The organism is Neoalteromonas arenosi, from assembly GCF_030362855.1.
Classification (GTDB): domain Bacteria; phylum Pseudomonadota; class Gammaproteobacteria; order Enterobacterales; family Alteromonadaceae; genus Alteromonas_E; species Alteromonas_E arenosi.
This window is the reverse complement of record NZ_JAUCBP010000007.1, coordinates 706,501-727,351: the sequence shown is the minus strand read 5'-3', so window position 1 is coordinate 727,351 and position 20,851 is coordinate 706,501. Positions and strand designations below refer to the sequence as shown.

The window sequence follows — 20,851 nt, the reverse complement described above, 5'->3', positions numbered from 1 at the left end:
CCTTACAAAATCGTACCCTATTTGGAGAATTAAAATGGCTAAAGTATTAAGTGGTGCTGGCTTACGTGGGCAAGTTGCTGGAAAAACAGCCTTGTCTACTGTTGGTAAATCAGGATCAGGATTAACTTATCGCGGTTATGACGTTAAAGACTTAGCGGAAAAATGTGAGTTCGAAGAAGTCGCTTTCTTGATTTTAAAAGGGCATTTACCCAACCAAACTGAACTCAATGACTACAAAGCAAAATTGAAAGGTCTGCGTGGTTTGCCACAAGCGCTAAAAGATGTACTAGAGCGCATTCCAGCCGATGCCCACCCAATGGACGTTTTACGCACCGGTTGCTCGATGTTAGGCAACCTTGAGATGGAAACTGAGTTTGAGCAACAACAAAGCGTAACTGACCGCATGTTAGCGTGCTTCCCAAGTATCATTTGTTATTGGTATCGCTTCTCTCACGACAATGTACGCATTAACGTAGAAACCGATGACGATTCTATCGGTGGACACTTCCTGCATATGTTACGCGGCGAAGTACCTAATGAGCTACACGTTAAAGTTATGCACGTATCGCTGATCCTCTACGCAGAGCACGAATTTAACGCATCTACTTTTACCGCACGTGTTTGTGCTTCAACGCTTTCAGATATGCATTCGTGTATTACTGGCGCAATTGGTTCATTGCGTGGACCGTTGCACGGTGGTGCTAACGAAGCGGCGATGGAAATGATAGAAGGCTTTACATCAGCTGATCACGCCGAAGAAGAAATGATGGGTAAATTGGCCCGCAAAGAAAAAATCATGGGCTTTGGTCATGCAATCTATTCAGAAAGCGACCCGCGTAACGAAATTATCAAGCAATGGTCTGAGAAATTAGCTGCTGATGTGGGTGATACTGTGTTGTATCCGGTATCTGTTCGATGTGAAGAAGTGATGTGGCGCGAGAAGAAACTATTCTGTAACGCGGATTTCTTCCATGCATCAGCATATAACTTTATGCAAATTCCTACTAAGTTGTTCACGCCAATCTTTGTTATGTCACGCCTAACAGGTTGGGCTGCACACGTAATGGAGCAGCGCGCTGACAACCGTATTATTCGTCCATCGGCTGAGTACATTGGTGAAGATTTGCGACCAGTACCAGCAATCGAAGAGCGCGGGTAATTACAATGAATATGGATTACAGAAAACCGTTACCGGGCGCAGGTATCGATTACTACGATACACGCGCTGCGGTTGAGGCGATCAAACCCGGTGCCTATGCCAAGCTGCCATACACCAGTAAGGTGCTGGCAGAAAACTTAGTGCGCAAATGTGAACCGGAAAAACTCACCGCATCATTGGAGCAAATCATTGAGCGCAAGCGCGATCTTGATTTCCCGTGGTTTCCAGCGCGTGTGGTATGCCATGATATCTTAGGTCAAACCGCACTTGTTGACTTAGCGGGTCTGCGAGATGCGATTGCAGCACAAGGTGGCGATCCAGCGAAAGTGAACCCAGTAGTACCAACCCAATTGGTTGTAGACCACTCGCTAGCCGTTGAACACGCAGGTTATGAAGAAGATGCGTTTGCCAAAAACCGTGCAATTGAAGACCGGCGTAACGAAGATCGGTTCCACTTTATTAACTGGACGAAAACCGCCTTCCGCAACATTGATGTAATTCCGCAAGGCAATGGTATTTTGCACCAGATCAATCTTGAGCGTATGTCGCCTGTTATTCAAAACCGAGACGGCGTTGCCTTCCCCGATACCTTAGTCGGTACCGACAGTCATACACCCATGGTTGATGCCCTTGGTGTTATAGCGATTGGTGTAGGTGGACTAGAAGCAGAAAGCGTAATGCTTGGCCGAGCTTCCTACATGCGGTTACCGGATATTGTGGGTGTAGAAGTTATTGGCAAGCCCGCACCTGGCATTACCGCGACCGACATTGTGCTAGCGCTAACTGAGTTTTTGCGTAAAGAAAAAGTTGTATCAACGTATTTAGAGTTCTTTGGTGAAGGTACACAGCACTTAACCCTTGGTGATCGAGCAACGATCAGTAATATGACGCCAGAGTATGGTGCTACCGCTGCGATGTTCTATATCGATCAGCATACACTTGATTACTTGCGCCTTACAGGTCGTGAAGAGCAACAAGTAGAGCTGGTTGAACAGTATGCCAAACTCACCGGTTTGTGGGCTGATGATATGGTCGATGCCGAATATGAACGCGTATTACAGTTTGACTTATCAACTGTTGGTCGCAACATTGCGGGGCCTTCGAACCCTCACTCACGGGTTTCTACTGCCGATCTAAAAGTAAAGGGTATTTCAGGTGTTGTAGAAGATAGCGACAATGGCGAAATGCCTGATGGTGCCACTATCATTGCGGCAATTACCAGTTGTACCAATACCAGTAACCCGCGCAATATGATTGCTGCAGGTTTAATTGCACGTAATGCCAATGCTAAAGGTTTAACGCGTAAACCTTGGGTTAAAACTTCATTGGCACCGGGCTCTAAAGCCGTTCAATTGTATTTGGAAGAAGCGCAACTATTACCAGAACTAGAACAGTTAGGCTTTGGGATAGTCGCCTTTGCTTGCACCTCATGTAACGGTATGAGTGGTGCGTTGCGTCCAGAGATCGTTGACGAGATCAAGCGCAGGGATTTATATGCCACAGCAGTATTAAGTGGTAACCGCAACTTTGATGGCCGCATCCACCCCTATGCGAAACAAGCGTTCTTAGCGTCACCACCACTGGTGGTGGCATATGCAATTGCTGGTACCATCCGCTTTGACATCGAAAAAGATGCGTTAGGTACTGATGCCGACGGAAATCCAGTCTACTTAGCTGATATTTGGCCAAGTGACGAAGAGATCGATGCAGTAATAAAAGCCAGTGTTAAACCTGAGCAATTCCGCAAAGTCTATAACCCGATGTTCGACTTAAGCGTCGATTACGGTGAGGACAACGATCCGCTTTACCAATGGCGTCCACAAAGTACCTATATTCGCCGTCCACCATACTGGGAAGGCGCGTTGGCGGGCGAGCGTAGTTTGTCAGGCTTGCGTCCACTTGCAGTACTTGGCGACAACATCACTACCGATCACCTATCACCCTCTAATGCCATCATGGCTGACAGTGCAGCGGGTGAGTACTTGGCTAAAATGGGGCTACCGGAAGAAGACTTCAATAGTTATGCAACGCACCGCGGCGATCACTTAACCGCGCAGCGTGCAACGTTCGCGAACCCGCGCTTGCGCAATGAAATGGTCATTGAAAATGGTGAGGTTAAAGAAGGCTCGTTAGCGCGTGTGGAACCAGAAGGCAAGGTCATGCGTATGTGGGAAGCGATTGAGACTTACATGGATCGCAAGCAACCACTTATCATTATTGCCGGTGCTGACTACGGTCAAGGCTCATCACGTGATTGGGCCGCCAAAGGTGTGCGCTTAGCGGGCGTTGAAGTCATCGTTGCTGAAGGATTTGAGCGTATTCACCGCACCAACTTGATTGGTATGGGTGTATTACCACTGGAATTCACCGGTGGTGAAACGCGTAAGTCGCTGGCCATCGATGGTACGGAATCCTTTGATGTGAGCGGTGATATTGCGCCAGGCGCCATGCTTACATTAACGGTTAACCGAGCTAACGGTGAAAGTGTTCAAGCGACAGTGAAGTGTCGTTTAGACACGGCTGAGGAAGTGTCTATTTACGATGCAGGCGGTGTTTTACAGCGCTTTGCCAAAGACTTTTTAGCGGCTGAAAAAGCCAGCGCCTAAGGTAGACAACATGCATAAACCACAAATAAAAGTACCTGCCACCTACATGCGTGGCGGTACTAGTAAAGGGGTATTTTTTGCACTAGCCGATTTGCCTGAGTTTGCGCAGCAACCAGGACCGCTGCGTGACGCGCTTTTGCTGCGCGTCATTGGCAGTCCCGATCCCTACGGCAAACAAACCGATGGGATGGGGGGCGCGACATCAAGCACCAGTAAAACAGTGATCTTGAGCGCGTCTGACTCTAAATCGCATGATGTTGATTACTTGTTTGGACAAGTGGCTATCGATAAAGCCTTTGTGGATTGGAGTGGTAACTGCGGCAACTTAACCGCCGCAGTTGGCGCTTTTGCCATAAACAACGGTATGGTTAACGACCCATTGTTAAGTGTTAAAGGCACAGGCGTTGTAACGGTGCGAATTTGGCAAGTTAACATCCAAAAAACGATTATCGCGCACATTCCTGTTACTAATGGTGAAGTGCAAGAAACCGGGGATTTTGAGTTAGACGGTGTAACGTTTCCAGCAGCGGAAGTCGTGGTTGAGTTTATGGATCCGGCAGCAGGCGATGCGGCCTTATTTCCAACAGGCAATTTAGTTGATGAGCTCACGGTGCCAGAATTTGGCACGTTGAAAGCAACCATGATTAATGCTGGCATACCGACTATTTTTGTCAATGCTGAAGATATTGGCTACACAGGTACTGAGCTTCAAGGCGCGATTAATGAGGACCCTATAGCATTAACTAAATTTGAGAGCTTGCGTGCACATGGTGCCGTTGCGATGGGGTTGATTAGCGACGTTAGCGAAGCTCAAGCGCGCCAACATACACCGAAGATTGCGTTCGTAGCTCCGCCCAAGGACTACGTGTCTAGTAGTGGTAAAGCAATTACGACGAAGGATGTTGATGTACTGGTTAGAGCGCTATCCATGGGCAAGTTGCATCACGCGATGATGGGCACTGCAGCTGTTGCGATAGCGGCTGCGGCTTCGGTTCCAGGCACATTGGTAAACTTGGCTGCCGGCGGTACTGAGCGGGAAACTGTGACCTTTGGTCATCCTTCCGGAACCTTAAAAGTCGGTGCAGCCGCAACGAACAACGACGGTGATTGGACGATTGATAAGGCTATTATGAGTCGCAGCGCAAGGATATTAATGGAGGGCAGGGTGCACCTGCCCGATCCACGAGATTGATAACCTATTGGCTAAATAGCCCAGTACTATAGTAACGTTCTGCGGTATCTGCCAAGATCGTTACTATAGTTTTATCCGCGTAGTCTGGCCTGACAGCTAAACTAGCAGCTGCGCATACATTAGCTCCAGAAGAAATTCCCACAGCAAGTCCTTCAGTTCGCGCAAGCAAGCGAGCAAATGCGATAGCCTCATCATCTTCAACAGTGATGATTGTATCAATAAGTTCACGCGATAATGTATCGGGTACATGTCCCGAGCTAAGCCCTTGTATGCCGTGCACGCCGCTTTGTCCTTTACTGAGTACCGGGCAGTTAGCAGGCTCGACAGCAACTACTTGAATACTTTTATTATATTGTTTAAGTGTTTTAGCAATACCTGACAAAGTGCCACCGGTTCCAACGCCAGCGACAATAACATCGACATTGCCACCAGTCGCTTGCAAAATTTCTTGCCCTGTCGAGTTGGCGTGGCATTGTGGATTAGCGTTGTTAGCAAACTGATCGAGCATTACTGCGTGCGGCTGTTCGGCAACCATCCGCGTCGCCAAATCAATCGCTCCTTTTGTACCAAGATGCTTCGGAGTTGTAACTACTTTGGCGCCGAAATGCTTAATCATTTTTTGACGTTCAATTGACATATGTTCTGGAATCACGATTGTCAGTGGTATTTCGTAGATGGCACAAAGCCAAGCGCACGACACTCCATTGTTACCGGATGTAGCTTCAATAATTTGAGTGTGTTCTGAAAAATCTGGCGAAGCCATTAAGTTTTGGAGCATTGCGTAGGCCGGACGATCTTTAACCGAACTCATCGGGTTAAAAAATTCTGCTTTGGCCAAAACCCGCCCTGCAAAGTTTTGCAGGTTTGCGAGACGACTAAGCTCAATCATCGGTGTATTGCCAATACACTCTGTAATATCAGCACAAATGCGTTGTGACGATTGCTGTGCGAAAGGGTGATATCCCGTTAATGGCTTCATTGTGTATTATCCAGTTGCGTAACTGTAAGACAGTGTGCCATTTGCACGTGTGAATATAATTCCATAATTTCTTCCTTGCGGCCTTTTTATAGAATACTATTCTTACAAATATCCAAATTATGAAAATATTTACTATGGATAAGTTAGATAAACATATTTTGAGTGTATTGCAAAAAGACGCAACACAAACGACGGCTGAGATAGCAGAACAAGTAGGCTTGTCTACTACTCCGTGTTGGAAACGGATCCAGCGACTACAAGAAATCGGCATAATCAAATCAAAAGTAACGCTGTTAGATCCTGACAAGCTAAATTTAAAACTGACCGTGTTTGTTCATATAAAAACAGCGAGGCATGAACCTACTTGGCTTAAGCAGTTCGCTAGTCATACCGCAGCCTTTGAGGAAGTAATAGAGATTTACCGATTAAGTGGTGAGTATGATTATATGCTAAAGGTAATGGTCGCTGACATGCAGGGTTATGATAACTTTTATAAGCGGTTTATAGCTGGTGTGCCTTTGACTGACGTTACGTCGAGTTTTGCGATGGAAAAGATAAAGAATGAAACATCGTTACCGCTTTCAAATGTGTAAAGCAATATGCGATATGATGCTTTTAAACTCGCTTATTCTGAGTAGAGCGTAACGCGATTGCGGCCCTGACGCTTTGATTCATACAAGGCAACATCGGCGTTACCTAGCAATTTAGACAATTGATCTTTTGAGTTACCGGCAACGATACCGAAGCTTGCGGAGTATTCAATAGTATTTCCTGCAAATACAACGGGTGTTTCAACAAATTTAAGCCGTGCCCGTTCGAGTAGGGCCATGCAATTATCAGCCGACGTGTTTGGTAACATCAGAACAAATTCTTCGCCCCCCCATCTACAGACAGTATCATCGGCTCGCAGTACCGACGTTAAGATATTTGCCACCTGTCTTAGGACCAGATCACCGGCGTTATGCCCATAGTTGTCATTGACCTGCTTAAAGTGGTCAAGATCAACGATTGCAACACATAGGTCAGTCGATGTTGTGTGTAAACGGTTGAAGCGACGATGTAGATAACTTCGATTCACCAAGCCAGTTAGGTTGTCGATCTCCAGTTTCTTCTCTAGATGACGCTTGTAGGTGACAAATAAGAAGAACATGATAGACAAGGTAACGATGATTACCGTAGATGCCAGTACCGCATTGACCACAAAAGTGCGCGTGAGTTTTGCTTGACGTTCTGCCAATGGTACTAGTAATAACAAGCGCCAATTTAACTGTGGAATTTGTATTTCTGTAATCAGCGTATCAAGACCATCATGCTCAACGATTTGACTGTCGAGATTCTGTAAATTCATTTGTCCGTCTTCAAACCACGCTAAAGATGCAAGACTTGGAATAAATTCATCGGTAACGACAAGATCGGGTAGGGAAGTCAGAATAACTTGGTCGTTTTCATTGACAAACAAAAAGTCGTAGTTATACGTTTCCTTATAACTAGCAAAAGTATCAACAAAGTGTTTTATGCGCTTTCCAACCCCAACAAACCCAAGAAAATCGCCATCATCGCTATAAATGCGGACGTCAAAAAACAAGTGCACGTCACCCACTTGGCCAAGATCGGCCAGTATACGGTTGTCGCTTTTTAGTGCCTCAAAGTACCAATAAACTTGACCTTCGATGAGGTCAAATTGACGTCCGTTGGACATTAACTGAACGCGTTCATTTTCTAAAGCAACGAAAAAAGTAAGGTTCAAGCGCTTTTCCATACGCGCCAATTGCTCAAGAATAAGGTCTTGGTCGACGGCACCACCATCAAGTAAACCATTAAATGTTATCGTTTCAGCAAACGTCTCAGCAATGTGAAGGGGTTTTAACAGTTCTCGATTAACCAACGCATAAACCGGAGAAACTGATTGTTGTTGGATCTTACTTTGTTCACTAACGATATTATTGATGGCAATAAAACAGGTAACTGCAAATACCGCTAACAGTGAAATCAGAATCACAATCAGCAGATTTTGGTAATACTTGTTAAAAATGGACCGGATCATTTGACATTTGGATTACTGCACTTGTTACAGTATATATAACACTATTTGAAATTGTTGTGGTTTTATTTGATACCTGTTTCCACATAAGAGCATAAATTAAACTTTATACCTGTCGTAATTTTAAATTTTAAACAATGGTTCTTCAGCAAGAGATTTAATAGTTTTTCTACTAGAATAGTGTTCAAACAGGAATGACGTGTAGAGTAGAATAGAAAAGTGCACAGGTTTTGTACTAAGCGACTATTTTTTCTGATTTGTTCGGTAAGCTTTTCTTATAATGTTTTTGCTGAAAAGCCAGTATTAGAGTTGGGTAGGATTAGTCATCTCTACGAGCAGAGCGTAGGCGAAATAGTCATCGAACGCGTTTATGCTGAGTTAAACATCGACATTGATGTTATCCATAAACCGGCCAAACGCCTTGCTTCCTCGCTGCGCGCTGGGATAGTGGATGGCGAGGTTATGCGGATCTATCAGTACGGAGTGAACAACCCTAGCGTTGTTCGTGTCCCAACACCTTATTATGTTGTCTCAACCGCTGCGTTTTCGCACTCAAATAGCGGTATCGAATTAGATTCGCCTGAACAATTAAATGATTATTCAATCGTTAAGATAAGAGGCATAGTAGTTACCGACATACTGAGTCAAAACGCAATTAAAACCGCGGATATCAATAGCACTTCAACCATGATGCGTTTGTTAGATGACGGCTTTGCCGATATTGGCTTAACGCATCGGCTCAATGGTGAGCTCGCACTACAGTTTGAACCATCGTTAAATATCCAAGTCCATAATCTCATAATCGATGAGCGCGAACTGTATCACTACTTGCATATTCGCCACGCCAATATGGTTTCTCAGGTTGACGCTGTTATAAGACGTTTTCGTGATAGCGGTGAACTTGAAGAAATTATTGCAGCAGCAGAACAAGCCGTTGTTGAACAACTTGAACTAACCAAGAGCTATGTTGATTAGGGTATTGAGTAGGGGGTTGTAACGCCCAATGTTTAGGTCGTTATTTAGCTTGTTGAGTGACTTCTATTAATGCTTTAACTCTTTTTTCCCACTTACTTTTAGACCACTGTAAGCAGCCAATGACCAGGGTTAAGCAAACGACTGTTGGCTCTAGGTGCGACGCATCAGGGAATTGATACCATTTCGCGGCACAATATCCCAAGTACATAGCGATACCAATTTCAACGCCACTGATAAAGGCAACGTAGGCTTGAAGGTGACTGCGACAAAGCTTTGGTGAAGCAGTGGTTATGAATGACACCATAAATAAACAACCGGGTCCCAATACCATTAATACCAGAACAAAATTGGGATTTATACCTTCCGCTAGCGCCATAAATTGGTTGTGGCCAAGCGCAACAAGCGCTAATCCCAACACAAATAAATAGATACTGTTCGGGGTGAGGTCTTTAAAAATGGGTTTCAATGATTTTGCTCAATCGGTGTTTTATCTAAATGAAAACGTAAGTCTATCAGCATAATCAATAAACCGTTGGATTTACACGGTGAATACTCAATTTACACTGGATATGGAATTTGTTTCTGAATGAAATTAAAGGAAAGCGACGTAATAAAGATTAGCATCCTGTAGTTATTGCACCGATAACTGGCAAGCTACCATCATCTGGGTTTCCGTAATAGGCAAAACAAGCATCAAGTACGTATCCTTTAGGCCAAATATAAAGCTTTGTTCCAGAATTTAGACCGGGAATTACAGGCGCTTCAGAAGCGGGTCTGTTGCCAACGACACAGAAGTCAGAGAGATCGCAAGGAACCGTGTAGCGATCGGCTGTAAATGTAGTTGAAGGTAGAGAGGTATTGAGCCAATAGCGCAGTTGGGACGCATCGGGTTGTGGGAATCCACTTTGTAGGACTATCGTGTCGCCACCGTAGTCAACGGTACTGCTTGCTCTTTGTATCGCTTTTTTCGCAAGGATTAAATTGAGCGATGTTTCCAGGTTGCCTTCCATGTTTTTCATTACTGCCGCATTCGCATCACCGGATAAGTCGATAAACCGCGGGGCAGCAATAACTGCAAGCACTCCAATTATTACAATGACTAAAATAAGCTCAATAAGTGTGAAGCCATTGCGTTGACTTTTTACTACCATAAAATATTCAAGTCCGTTGTGATTCCTAGAAATATTTAAGTGTTATACATTGCTTTGGTCGCCCAGCTAAGTTTAGGTTTTAAATGACGTTTCCTTAATCAGGCAATTGTATATTACAGTGACAAGCCGTTTTTTCAATTAGCATTATTGCAAAAGCTTTTTTACGACTGAGTCATATCGTCAGTATCTGTATCTAGTAATAATCGACTGATAAAAAATATGGCACTCAGGGCAAGTCTGATTACAACAAGATTAGAGAACTGGCTTTGGGTACACGTGTTACTTCAAGGGCGTACTAAATGGCAGTTATTAAACTTCGATGATATGCAGCAGTTATAGCTAAATTAGCACACTATTTACACATACCCTATATTGCGCATAATGTATATTATGTTAAATACTATATTAAGATTATAAACCCAAGAACGTATGCCCTTCGCAAAGTTAATAAACGCCGAAGAGCTAATCAACTAACTATCCAACCAATGTGTCACTGGTTATTCAATACTTCGTCTAGTTGTTTGAGGCTTTTACATATGTGCACTGAGACTTTAGGATTGGTAATCGCCGACTCGTAAGCATGTGCCTTTTCCAGTTTATTGGGATCTAGCGGAATAATGATTACCTTTAGCGATGGTTGATACTCAACCATTTTATTCGCGACATGTGCTAAATGTGCGGCATCTTCAATCGTTACAAGAGATTCTTTTGCGTCACTATAGTCATAAACCGCAACGCCAGTCTTTTCTAAACAGTTCAAAAACTCAATATCTTCGAGGGATTTCAACAAATCTATTGATGTAACTACCTCGGTGAGCCTTATCAATACATGGTTATCATTAACATGAATTTCATACGGCATTTGAATTAAATCATTATTACTGTGTGCAATTGTTATAAATATAGCTTATAGGTTTTCCTTTGCATCCCAATAGCGAGTAATTACGCGAGTCTTCGCTTTCCAAGTGAATTATTACCTTCCAATGTTCGTCTTTAGAGTTGTCAAGCTGGAGCTAAACCCTCCCGCGAAACACGTTGCAAATTAGTCAAAGGAAACAGCTTTCGGCTTACGCTCTTTTTTACGCACAACGACCGTCCCAGCCAGTTTGTCGTGGAACCCTTGTTTTTTATCATCAAAAGCGACCCATAATAGGCCTAATCCCAAAGGGAGCATGGATATGATGTAGCCAAGGTAGCGACCTATTAACTGACCTAACCCGCAAGCATTTCCCGTTTGTGCATCGACAATTTTAGCTCTTACCGCCATTTTACCGGGAGTGGCTTGTTTTGCCGCCCAAAAAGAAATGACAATGAACGGGGGTAAAACATAATTAATGAAGAAATCAGCAGGCCCTTGTATAACTTCTGTACTGTATAAATAATCGTCGCCATAGATCACAAATAATACCGGTAAAGAAATTACCAATAACAAAACACCGTCAATGATGCTTGCCCCGACTCTCGCAAAAAAACCTACGTATTCTAGATCTTCCCTAATCATTTTTAACTCCAATAAAAAAGTAGAAGTGGTTTCGAAATTTATAGTGCAATGCTTTTACGTTGCTCTTCAAGTTTTTTAACCGTTTACACAGACTCAATATCTTCAGGATAACGCAATTGCCACTGCTCACGCAGAGTATCCATAATTTTCATTACTCTCATTGTTTTGTTTGGTGGCAGTATTGTTGAATGTATATTGCCATCACTTAGATCCGCATTAAACTGCGTTATTTCAGGTGTGAAATTATGGCCCTCTGGATATTCAAAATTTAATTGCTCCACGCGCCCTGCTCTTTGCACGATTAATTCTCTAGCGCCCAAAAAATGCGGGACCTCTATATAACCATCTGTGCCAGAAATTATTGCCACAATGGGGGCGTGTTGCACAAAAGCGCAGCTGAGCATTGCATGCTTTTCATTCGGGTATTCAACTAGAAATTGAGCGCGCTGATCGACGCCGGTTGGGCCCTTACTTACCTGACTTTGAATATTAATCGGCTCGGCGTCGAAAACAATATCAGCCATAGTGATCGGATAAATCCCTAAGTCTAATAATGAACCCCCTGCCGTTTCTGGATTGTTTAATCGGTGCTTAGGGTCGAATTCGCCGGTAATTGAAAAGTTTACATTAACCGAAAGAACATCGCCGATAATGCCTTTAGATAGTTGCTCTTGAAGCGCAATAATCGCGGGTAAAAAACGTGTCCATACCGCTTCAACCAGTAACACATTGTGTTTCTTCGCTAGCTCAAAAAGCGCCTTTGACTGAGCTGTATTTACCGTGAGTGGCTTTTCACATAGCACGGGCTTTCCTGCTTCAAGGCAGGCTTTCGCTGTTGCATAGTGCGCATTGTGGGTGTTAGCGACATAAATCGCATCAAGGTCGTCTGCACTTATAAGATCCGCATAGCTCGCATAGGCCGTTTTAATGCCATGCTCATTGGCAAAAGCCTGTGCATTTTTATGATTTCGTGCTGCACAGGCTACAACGGATGTATTGGCTACAGGTTGGATGCTGCTCATAAACATCTGCGCGATGCCGCCGCACCCCAAAATTCCCCAACGGATATGTTTGTCGGCCAACTCAATTACTCCTGATATAACGCACAAACTGCGCCCGCAGGATCTTTAATAATCACAAATCGACTGTCCCCATAACTGCGAATTTCAGATAGCTGTTTACCACCTAAATTCGTGACACTTGTGAGTGATGATTTGATATCTGCAATAATAAAGTAAGGTAACCATTTTGCAGGTAAGCCTTTATTCGCGTCACGATTGTGACAAATACCTGCAGTTTCGTTACCGTTCTCAGCTTTCATCATATAGTCATTATACTCGCCCATCGATACATCGGCTGATGTCCAACCTACGACTTGCTGATAGAACGCTTTAACCTCATCGGCATTATCGACTGTTAAGTCTAGCCATCCCATTGTACCAACTTTACTTGCTGCCATTGTTCTCTCCTACCACCGCGATTGGAATAAATGTTTCGTTTTGATCGACACTGGTTAATTGCACGCGTGGTACAAACGAATTCGCACTGGCCTCTTCAACATCTAAGCGATAGTGCTCGGGAACCATACCTTGCAGAAATGCGCCGTGCCCAATGATTGGATAAATTTGATCGTAGCGTTTAACTGTTTCTTGGTTTACGCGACGAAATATGTGGGCTCGATTTAATTGGTCAGTATGCGCTAAACCAACCGAAGAAATGATATCCGCTGTAACATGGACCGTGCGTTTGTGAAATGAATAAACGCGTTCAAATTTATCTTCAACAACTAACCCTTTTGCCAGTGACTCATCTTGCGTTGCGACGCCGGTTGGGCACTTATTAGTGTTACACGATAGTGACTGAACGCAGCCAAGTGCCAACATCATTCCACGCGCGCTATTGCATATATCAGCACCTAACGCGATGTGTTTAGTGATGTGAAAACCGGTAATGATCTTACCGGAAGCAATGACTTTAATTGCATCGCGCAGCCCGTAACCAGTGAGAATATCATCAACGAAGGCAAGCGCTTCTTTGAGTGGCGTGCCTATTGAATTACTGTATTCCAGTGGTGCTGCACCGGTACCGCCCTCGCCGCCATCGACGGTGACAAAGTCAGGGCTTATACCGCTATCTACCATTGCCTTGCACATCGCAACGAACTCACTGCGCCGACCGAGTGCCAACTTAATTCCAATCGGTTTACCACCGGATAATTCTCGCAGTTGTTGAATAAAATCCATCATTTCCAGCGGTGTTTTAAACGCACTGTGACGAGCTGGACTATCTACTTGTGTATAGGGCTCAACACCGCGTATTTTTGCGATTTCAGGTGAGTTTTTATGCGCCGGTAAGATACCGCCATGACCGGGTTTTGCACCTTGGGAAAGCTTAATCTCTATCATTTTCACGCTTTCGCGCAGGGCATTTTGTTTAAATTGCTCTGGGTCAAAATTACCGTCATCGGTTCGGCAACCAAAATATCCAGTGCCTATTTGCCACACAATATCACCGCCGTGTTTCAGGTGGTAAGGACTTAGGCCGCCTTCGCCGGTATTGTGATAAAAGCCCCCTTTTCGCGCACCTTTATTCAATGCCAAAATTGCATTTTTACTCAACGAACCGTAGCTCATTGCAGAGATATTCAAAATGCTGGCACTGTAAGGCTGCTTGCAAGCTGGTCCGCCAATAGTTACGCGGGGAGAACAATCAATATTATCAACTTCATTAGCTGATAATGAATGACCAATCCACTCGTACCCTTCTTGATAAGTATCGAGTTGCGTGCCAAACGGGATTGTTTCTAGGCTATTTTTCGCACGTTGGTAGACGATGTTGCGAAACATGCGTTGAATGGGTGCACCGCCGGTGTCCGACTCTATAACATATTGTTGGATAAACGGTCGGATTCGTTCAATTATCCAACGCCCTCTCCCAACAAAAGGAAAATTTCTAAGAATCGAGTGCTTTCGTTGCACGCGGTCATAAATCGCAAGCGCAGTTAATAGTGCAAGCGCCACTGGAACCCAGATTGGACCGTTAAAGCTAACGGTGGCGACTAACGACACTATCAACAAAAGACTTAAAATCGCTATCGCCCGTTGTTCCATTTTGACAACTCCATCGTAGTGATTGGCAAACAGATTACTGTTTTTATAGCATCTCCCGCTCAGCCTGAGTAGAGTATTGATTAATAAAATAATAAGAGACTGACTGTGCAACAGGAAAAACAGTTCACGGCCCTTATCATTGGCAGTGGTTTTGGTGGTCAATGTGCCGCTATCGAATTAAACAAAATGGGTATTACGGACTATTTGCTACTCGAGCGCCGAGCTTTCATTGGAGGCACATGGGCGCAAAATAGCTACCCCGGCGCAGCTGTAGACGTCCACTCCCCACTTTATTCACTCTCCTTCGAGCCCTACGATTGGTCGCGTATGTTTGCAGAGCAAAAAGAGCTAGAAAACTACACACAACACGTTTACACCAAATACAGGCTAACAGAAAAAACAGTCACCAGCGCCAACGTTACCGAAGTTAAATGGCTCGAAGAGCAAAGTCTTTGGCAAGTAACAGTTAATAACTCAACTATATACACTAGTCAGTTTTTAATTAATGCGTCAGGGCCTCTCAGCACGCCAATCATTCCCAAAATCCCTGGCCAAGAAAAGTTCACAGGCCACACTTGGCATACCAACAACTGGGATCACAGTATTGATCTGGCGGGCAAACGCGTTGCAATAATGGGTAGCGGAGCCAGTGCTGCGCAGGTGATCCCCGCTATTGTAGACAAGGTCAAAGAACTCCATGTGTTTCAGCGCACACCGCACTGGTTGCTGCCGCGTTGGGACATTATCTTCAAACCTTGGCAGCGTTGGTTATTGCGCAAGAAACCCTTTTACTATGCGCTGCGCTGGTTAATTTACTGGTTGTTAGAAGTTCGTATTCTTGGCTTTAAATATTCACGGCGCCTGTTGCACTTTTTGGGTACTATCCCGGCCAAACGTCAGTTAAATAAACAAATTGCTGATCCCGAACTGCGCGAAAAGTTAACGCCAAACTTCACTATTGGTTGCAAACGGATCATCGTCTCCAGTACGTTATTACCTGCATTAGCACATACGAGTACCACCCTACATGACAAAAATGATGCAATCGCTGAGTTAACGGAATCGAGTATCAGAACCACCCGAGGTACAGAAGTACCTATCGATGTTTTGATCTATTCAACTGGTTATGACGCCGCTGATGGGATTATTTCTTATCCCGTTATTGGCAGAGATGGCGCGCAATTAAGCGATGTATGGGACGACTACCCGCGGGCATATTTGGGTACCAGCGTTCCGAAGTTTCCCAACTTGTTTATCGTTACAGGCCCCAATACAGGCATAGGCCATACATCCGCGTTGTTCGTTATTGAATCACAAATGCGCTACATCGCGCACTGTATCAGAGCCGTGCGAGAGCGTAATTGTGCTTTCATCGAAGTACAGCCAGAGGCTGAAGAAAACTATACCAACCATATTCACCAAGAGATGCAGCAAACTGTATGGCAATCAGGTGGTTGTAACTCTTGGTATAAGAGTAAAAATGGTAAAGTAACCGCAATGTTTCCTGGCTTCAGTTTTACCTTCCGTCGCTTGTGTTCAAAGTTTAAACCCAACCATCACCAGTTCGGAGGCAATTGATGCCCTCAGTCCAAGCGTTTTACACCAATAAAACCGTTATAGTTACCGGTGCAGCTTCGGGTATCGGTAAAGCGCTAGCAAAGGTTTTTGCTAGTTATGGTGCTAATTTAGCACTCTGCGATAGAGATGGCGAACTGTTAGTTGCTACTGCTGAGGCGCTAATTGAAGAACATAATGCAGCTAGTGTAATTACGCGTGAAATGGACGTTGCCGATCCACAGGCGTGGCAGTCTTTTGTTAACCAGGCTTATACGCAGTTCGGTCACATTGATATCTGTATAAATAATGCCGGTATTGAAGGTACATCTGCACCAGTGTGGGCTTCAGATTTTGCCACTTTAGAACGGGTCATGGCGGTAAATTTTTACGGTGTTGTGCACGGCACTCGCTCAGTGTTGCCCTATCTTATCGACCGTCCTTGGGCGGCAATCGTCAATGTATCGAGTATCTTTGGTATGATTGGCGCTGCCAACGCGGCAGACTATTGCGCGAGTAAATTTGCTGTGCGTGGCTACACTGAGGCATTTCGTGCAGAACTAGCCGAAATTTATCCGCACATTCAAATTCAACTCGTTCATCCAGGCGGTATTTCCACCAACATTGCGCGGCGTGATAACTCACAATCCTTTAAGCGTAAGTTTCTAACTACTGCGCCACAAAAAATTGCTGAACACATTGCGCTTCGCGTTATGCGTAACCAAGCGCGGATTGTTTATGGTAATCAGTCGGGCTTAGTGCATATGGCCTCGCGACTGTTGCCCTTAAACTGGTTGGCTAAATTGGTCGGTAAACAAATGCGGCAATTAGACATGCAAAATGACTATAGACTTGATCACCCTGGATTTCAGGTACCAGAGAAAAAGGTAGATAAATGATAATTTTAGGTTTATTGGCGATAGCTATCGCAATTGCGTACTGGCATTCTTACCCTCGTTTTGGTCATTGGCTTTATCACAGCGGTAACAATCTAGAAGCAAAACTATATGGTTTCAAACGCGCAATAGTCAGTATTGAGGGAATAGACCACGTATATTGGCACAATGGCAAATCGAACAAACCTGCCCTACTTCTAATCCATGGTTTTAGTGCTAGCCATGCCGTTTGGTTGCGCTTCGCTCGTTACTTCAATAACGACTATTTTGTCATTATTCCCGATTTAGCCGGACATGGTGAAACAGGCTTCGAACAACAATGGGATTATTCAATTGAATCACAGGCGCAACGAATGGCTGCACTATTGCACTGTTTAGGTTGTTCATCTGCACACATCGTCGGTAACTCTATGGGGGGCTTTATTGCCGCACATATGGGGCGGTATTACAGCAATATGTGCAACAGCATTACGCTAATAGATCCCGCTGGTGTTAGCTCGCCAGAGCCGAGTAAAATGTTACAGATGCTCCAAAGTGGCCGTAACCCGTTTGTTATGAACTCTGATAAGGAGTTTTATGAGTTTTACAACATGGTGATGGCGCGTCCCCCCTTTGCGCCGAAAGTTGTGACCGACGCGCTTAGCCAAACCTATCAAGCCAGAAGCCAAGAACTAGCGAAGATATTTAATGACTACAACCGTCAACACAACTATCTAGAAGCAGAACTCAGTGAAATTGGTTGTCCAGCTTTAGTGATTTGGGGCGCACAAGATCAACTTATCCATGTCAGCAGTGCCAACGTTTGGCAACAAGGTCTGCAATGCACAGTGCACATATGGTACGATTTAGGCCACATGCCGATGATGGAAGCACCGGAGCGAACCGCGTTTGCCGTTAAAAATCATATTTTTACCACGCAACGCTCGTAAAAATTTCGATTCGGCCGATAACGCCAATAGCAGCAATAAATAGAGAGCTTTGTGTTTAAAGACGATAAGGTTGAACTTGTCAAAAAGTTGATCCGCGCTAATAACTATCGACTGTACGATAAAACTCTCGAGCAGTGTCATGAGCTCGGGATCAATATCAATCGTATTGCGCTGACGCGTTTCGCTGACAAACTAGAGCTCATTGATAAGGCTGAACGCAATCGTGCGCTGCGCGAGAAGCCAGAGCCTCCAACTCAATCTGCTGCAACACAAGCCCCAGTTGAACCGGCGCGCGCCGTGCCCCATCTTGCCCCGCGAGATATGACTTATGAACAAGTAAAACAGCGGGAAGCTGAAATCACTTTCGAATTAGGTGCATTACGGATTAAAGAAAACGCTTTGTTGATGGAGCTCAACTCTTTGTCGGAAAGGTTAAAAGACAAACACTAATAAGTGCCGCCAACTATTTACAAGTGCGGGCTTTTTCTTACACAATCACAGTCATCATCACCATTGAGCACTACAATCTAATTTATGGATTATATTATTCTGCTGTTTGCTTTTGTTTGCGGATTAACCGTAAAGTTAGTGGGTATTCCGCCCTTAGTTGGATACTTATTAGCTGGGTTTATTTTGCATTTCGCTGGCTATGAGGCCAACGCAACCATTCAGCAATTGGCCGATCTCGGTATTACCATAATGCTTTTCACAATCGGCCTTAAACTCAATATGCGCGATCTGGCTAAGCGTGAAGTTTGGCTGGGAAGTATCTTGCATACTAGCTTATGGATTGTGATAGCCGGCCTAATATTCACTGCGCTTTCAATCCTCGGGTTAGCCTACTTCAGTGACGTTAGCTGGCAAACTATCGCGCTGATTAGTTTTGCGTTGAGTTTCTCAAGTACTGTCTGCGTGATGAAGGTGTTAGAGGAAAGCGGTGAAAGCAAAACTAGACACGGCAAAGTCGCCATGGGCATTCTAGTCATGCAAGATATCTTCGCGGTCATTTTCTTGGTTGTTGCCACGGGTAAGTTACCGGAAATTTGGGCATTGGCTTTGGTGTTATTGCTGCCGATGGCCCCTGTTTTTGGCAAAGTGATCACCAAGTCGGGACACGGTGAGCTGCTACCCTTAACTGGTTTAATTTTTGCGCTTGGCGGCTACCAGTTATTTGAGCTTGTTGGTGTTAAAGGTGACCTGGGCGCCTTGGTTATGGGATTACTGTTAGCCTCGCATTTCAAAGCCGTTGAGATGGCAAAATCGCTCTTGAGCTTCAAAGACTTATTTTTGATCGGCTTCTTCATCAGTATCGGCTTAACGGCTTTACCTACTTTGGAGATGTTTGGTATTGCTTTGGTCATAGCTGTGCTGTTGCCACTTAAGTACTTTTTGTTTTACGCAATTCTGTCGATTCTTAGACTACGTGCCCGCACCAGTTTTCTCACGGGTATGGTGATGACCAATTTTAGTGAATTCGGATTAATTGTAGCGGCGCTCGCTGTGACCCTCGATATGTTGACGGCAGAATGGTTAGTGATTATTGCACTAGCGGTATCACTGTCGTTTGTACTGACCAGTATCGTATATCGGTCAGCACATAATCTGTACGGTCGCTTTAACAATCAGCTTAAACGTCTAGAGAAGTCCACGCGATTACCAGAGGATCGATACCCTACGCTTGAGCAATGTCAATTTTTAGTTGTCGGTATGGGACGTGTGGGTTTAGGCGCGTTTTCTTCACTTAACAAGCTCGCTGATGGAGCTGTATGGGGTATGGATGCAGATCGCAGTAAGATTCATAAGCTCGAGAAACAGGGCTTGAAGGTCATTACCGGTGATGGTGAAGACGCCGATTTATGGGAAAGCTTGGACGTAAGTCATGTCAAGTTGGTGATGTTAGCCCTCCCCTCTATCGAGGATTCAATTAATATCGCGCAACAATTACGTACGGTTAATTTTAGCGGCAAGATTGCGGCGATCGCGCGATATGAGGACGAAGTTGAAGTACTGCGCAACAACGGTGTAGACAAGGTGTTTAATTTCTTCAAAGAAGCGGGGTTAGGTTTTGCTGAAGAGAGCCTCGCTTTCGTTGAAGATCGCGAGTTAATGACCCAATAATCCGTTCAACCAATTACACGGGTTAATGATTGAGCCAAACAAAAACAATGGTCGTATTGATAACCATTATCATTATGCATCTATCTGATTTTAAAGGTTTTTCTTGTTTTAATCACGCGATGTTCTATACTTCTTCACTAAATTAAACATTGGGATTAAATAAATGCAAGGCAATCGCTCGGTAATCGCTGTGCTCAATGAGGTCCTCACTTGTGAGTTGACCTCAATCAACCAATACTTCTTACACGCCAGAATGTACAAAAACTGGGGCCTTGAACGCCTCAACAGTGCAGCCTACAAAAAATCAATCAAAGACATGAAACAAGCTGACGCCCTTATCGAGCGCATCTTGTTCTTAGAAGGCCTTCCCAATCTACAAAAATTGGGCAAGCTATACATTGGCGAGCACACGCCAGAGATGTTGCAGTGCGATATGGATTTTGAGTTGGAGCAACTTCCACTGTTAAAGCGAGCAATCGCGTTGTGTGAAGAGCAGCAAGACTACGTGAGCCGCGATATACTTGAAGACATTCTTGAGTACGAAGAAGACTATGTAGATTGGCTTGAGACCCAGCAATACCAAATCTCAGCGTTAGGCCTCGAAAACTACTTACAGACGCAAGTCGAGGAAGGAGAATAA

General features: G+C 44.5%; 20 protein-coding genes. 11 read left to right on the top strand and 9 right to left on the bottom strand.

The window, feature by feature from the left end; translation table 11 throughout:
* The first annotated feature begins 34 nt into the window (after nt 1-34).
* Genes prpC through prpF form a run of 3 tightly spaced genes read left to right on the top strand, consistent with a single transcriptional unit; the run spans nt 35 to nt 4,957 of the window.
* Nucleotides 35-1,159, top strand: a complete 1,125-nt coding sequence (gene prpC / locus QTP81_RS09645; RefSeq protein ID WP_289365143.1) for a bifunctional 2-methylcitrate synthase/citrate synthase — start codon at nt 35-37, stop codon at nt 1,157-1,159.
* 5 nt (nt 1,160-1,164) lie between these two features.
* Nucleotides 1,165-3,765, top strand: a complete 2,601-nt coding sequence (acnD, locus tag QTP81_RS09640) for a Fe/S-dependent 2-methylisocitrate dehydratase AcnD (protein WP_289365142.1) — start codon at nt 1,165-1,167, stop codon at nt 3,763-3,765.
* 10 nt (nt 3,766-3,775) lie between these two features.
* Entirely contained in the window at nt 3,776-4,957 is a 1,182-nt protein-coding gene (gene prpF / locus QTP81_RS09635; RefSeq protein WP_289365141.1) for a 2-methylaconitate cis-trans isomerase PrpF, read from the top strand.
* Nucleotides 4,958-4,961: 4 nt separating this feature from the next.
* On the opposite strand, the gene cysK is transcribed toward prpF, so the two are convergent.
* Nucleotides 4,962-5,936 carry a cysteine synthase A gene (gene cysK / locus QTP81_RS09630; RefSeq protein WP_289365140.1) on the bottom strand — a complete coding sequence of 325 codons (975 nt, stop codon included), beginning with the start codon at nt 5,934-5,936 and terminating at the stop codon, nt 4,962-4,964.
* Nucleotides 5,937-6,070: 134 nt separating this feature from the next.
* On the opposite strand from cysK, the gene QTP81_RS09625 reads away from it, so the two are divergent.
* Nucleotides 6,071-6,529, top strand: coding sequence for an Lrp/AsnC family transcriptional regulator (locus QTP81_RS09625; protein WP_289365139.1), 459 nt, complete (start codon nt 6,071-6,073; stop codon nt 6,527-6,529).
* 32 nt (nt 6,530-6,561) lie between these two features.
* Here QTP81_RS09625 and QTP81_RS09620 read toward each other — a convergent pair whose 3' ends face one another.
* Nucleotides 6,562-7,980 carry a sensor domain-containing diguanylate cyclase gene (locus QTP81_RS09620; RefSeq protein ID WP_289365138.1) on the bottom strand — a complete coding sequence of 473 codons (1,419 nt, stop codon included), beginning with the start codon at nt 7,978-7,980 and terminating at the stop codon, nt 6,562-6,564.
* Between the two features lie 216 nt (nt 7,981-8,196).
* On the opposite strand from QTP81_RS09620, the gene QTP81_RS09615 reads away from it, so the two are divergent.
* Nucleotides 8,197-8,952, top strand: coding sequence for a type 2 periplasmic-binding domain-containing protein (locus tag QTP81_RS09615; RefSeq protein ID WP_289365137.1), 756 nt, complete (start codon nt 8,197-8,199; stop codon nt 8,950-8,952).
* A gap of 40 nt (nt 8,953-8,992) precedes the next feature.
* Here the strand turns inward: QTP81_RS09615 and QTP81_RS09610 are convergent, their stop codons facing one another.
* The 7 genes from QTP81_RS09610 to QTP81_RS09580 all read right to left on the bottom strand — a co-directional run bounded on the left by QTP81_RS09610 (nt 8,993) and on the right by QTP81_RS09580 (nt 14,714).
* Nucleotides 8,993-9,418: a hypothetical protein gene (locus QTP81_RS09610; RefSeq protein WP_289365136.1), complete on the bottom strand. Its 426-nt coding sequence runs from the start codon at nt 9,416-9,418 to the stop codon at nt 8,993-8,995.
* A 151-nt stretch (nt 9,419-9,569) separates the two neighbouring features.
* The gene (locus QTP81_RS09605) at nt 9,570-10,103 is read right to left on the bottom strand and encodes a prepilin-type N-terminal cleavage/methylation domain-containing protein (protein ID WP_289365134.1); all 534 of its coding nucleotides are present in this window, start codon (nt 10,101-10,103) and stop codon (nt 9,570-9,572) included.
* 490 nt (nt 10,104-10,593) lie between these two features.
* The gene (locus QTP81_RS09600; RefSeq protein ID WP_289365133.1) at nt 10,594-10,965 is read right to left on the bottom strand and encodes a hypothetical protein; all 372 of its coding nucleotides are present in this window, start codon (nt 10,963-10,965) and stop codon (nt 10,594-10,596) included.
* A gap of 180 nt (nt 10,966-11,145) precedes the next feature.
* Nucleotides 11,146-11,604, bottom strand: a complete 459-nt coding sequence (locus QTP81_RS09595) for an RDD family protein (protein ID WP_289365132.1) — start codon at nt 11,602-11,604, stop codon at nt 11,146-11,148.
* Between the two features lie 83 nt (nt 11,605-11,687).
* A complete protein-coding gene (locus tag QTP81_RS09590) occupies nt 11,688-12,686 on the bottom strand; it encodes a Gfo/Idh/MocA family protein (protein WP_289365131.1) in 999 nt (332 codons plus the stop codon).
* A gap of 5 nt (nt 12,687-12,691) precedes the next feature.
* Nucleotides 12,692-13,063: a VOC family protein gene (locus QTP81_RS09585; RefSeq protein ID WP_289365130.1), complete on the bottom strand. Its 372-nt coding sequence runs from the start codon at nt 13,061-13,063 to the stop codon at nt 12,692-12,694.
* Nucleotides 13,050-14,714 carry an FMN-binding glutamate synthase family protein gene (locus tag QTP81_RS09580; protein WP_289365129.1) on the bottom strand — a complete coding sequence of 555 codons (1,665 nt, stop codon included), beginning with the start codon at nt 14,712-14,714 and terminating at the stop codon, nt 13,050-13,052. Before QTP81_RS09580 ends, QTP81_RS09585 begins: the two co-directional genes overlap by 14 nt.
* A 105-nt stretch (nt 14,715-14,819) precedes the next feature.
* On the opposite strand from QTP81_RS09580, the gene QTP81_RS09575 reads away from it, so the two are divergent.
* From QTP81_RS09575 to bfr, 6 genes are all read left to right on the top strand, one after another.
* Entirely contained in the window at nt 14,820-16,292 is a 1,473-nt protein-coding gene (locus QTP81_RS09575; RefSeq protein ID WP_289365128.1) for a flavin-containing monooxygenase, read from the top strand.
* Complete coding sequence (locus QTP81_RS09570) at nt 16,292-17,167, top strand: SDR family NAD(P)-dependent oxidoreductase (RefSeq protein ID WP_289365127.1); 876 nt, start codon at nt 16,292-16,294, stop codon at nt 17,165-17,167. The genes QTP81_RS09575 and QTP81_RS09570 overlap by 1 nt, the downstream gene beginning before the upstream one ends.
* Nucleotides 17,164-18,093 (top strand): alpha/beta fold hydrolase, encoded by a 930-nt coding sequence (locus QTP81_RS09565; protein WP_289365126.1) that lies wholly within the window; start codon nt 17,164-17,166, stop codon nt 18,091-18,093. Before QTP81_RS09570 ends, QTP81_RS09565 begins: the two co-directional genes overlap by 4 nt.
* A 51-nt stretch (nt 18,094-18,144) precedes the next feature.
* Nucleotides 18,145-18,543: a hypothetical protein gene (locus QTP81_RS09560; RefSeq protein ID WP_289365125.1), complete on the top strand. Its 399-nt coding sequence runs from the start codon at nt 18,145-18,147 to the stop codon at nt 18,541-18,543.
* Between the two features lie 84 nt (nt 18,544-18,627).
* Entirely contained in the window at nt 18,628-20,211 is a 1,584-nt protein-coding gene (locus QTP81_RS09555) for a cation:proton antiporter family protein (protein ID WP_289365124.1), read from the top strand.
* Between the two features lie 163 nt (nt 20,212-20,374).
* The gene (gene bfr, locus QTP81_RS09550; protein WP_289365123.1) at nt 20,375-20,851 is read left to right on the top strand and encodes a bacterioferritin; all 477 of its coding nucleotides are present in this window, start codon (nt 20,375-20,377) and stop codon (nt 20,849-20,851) included.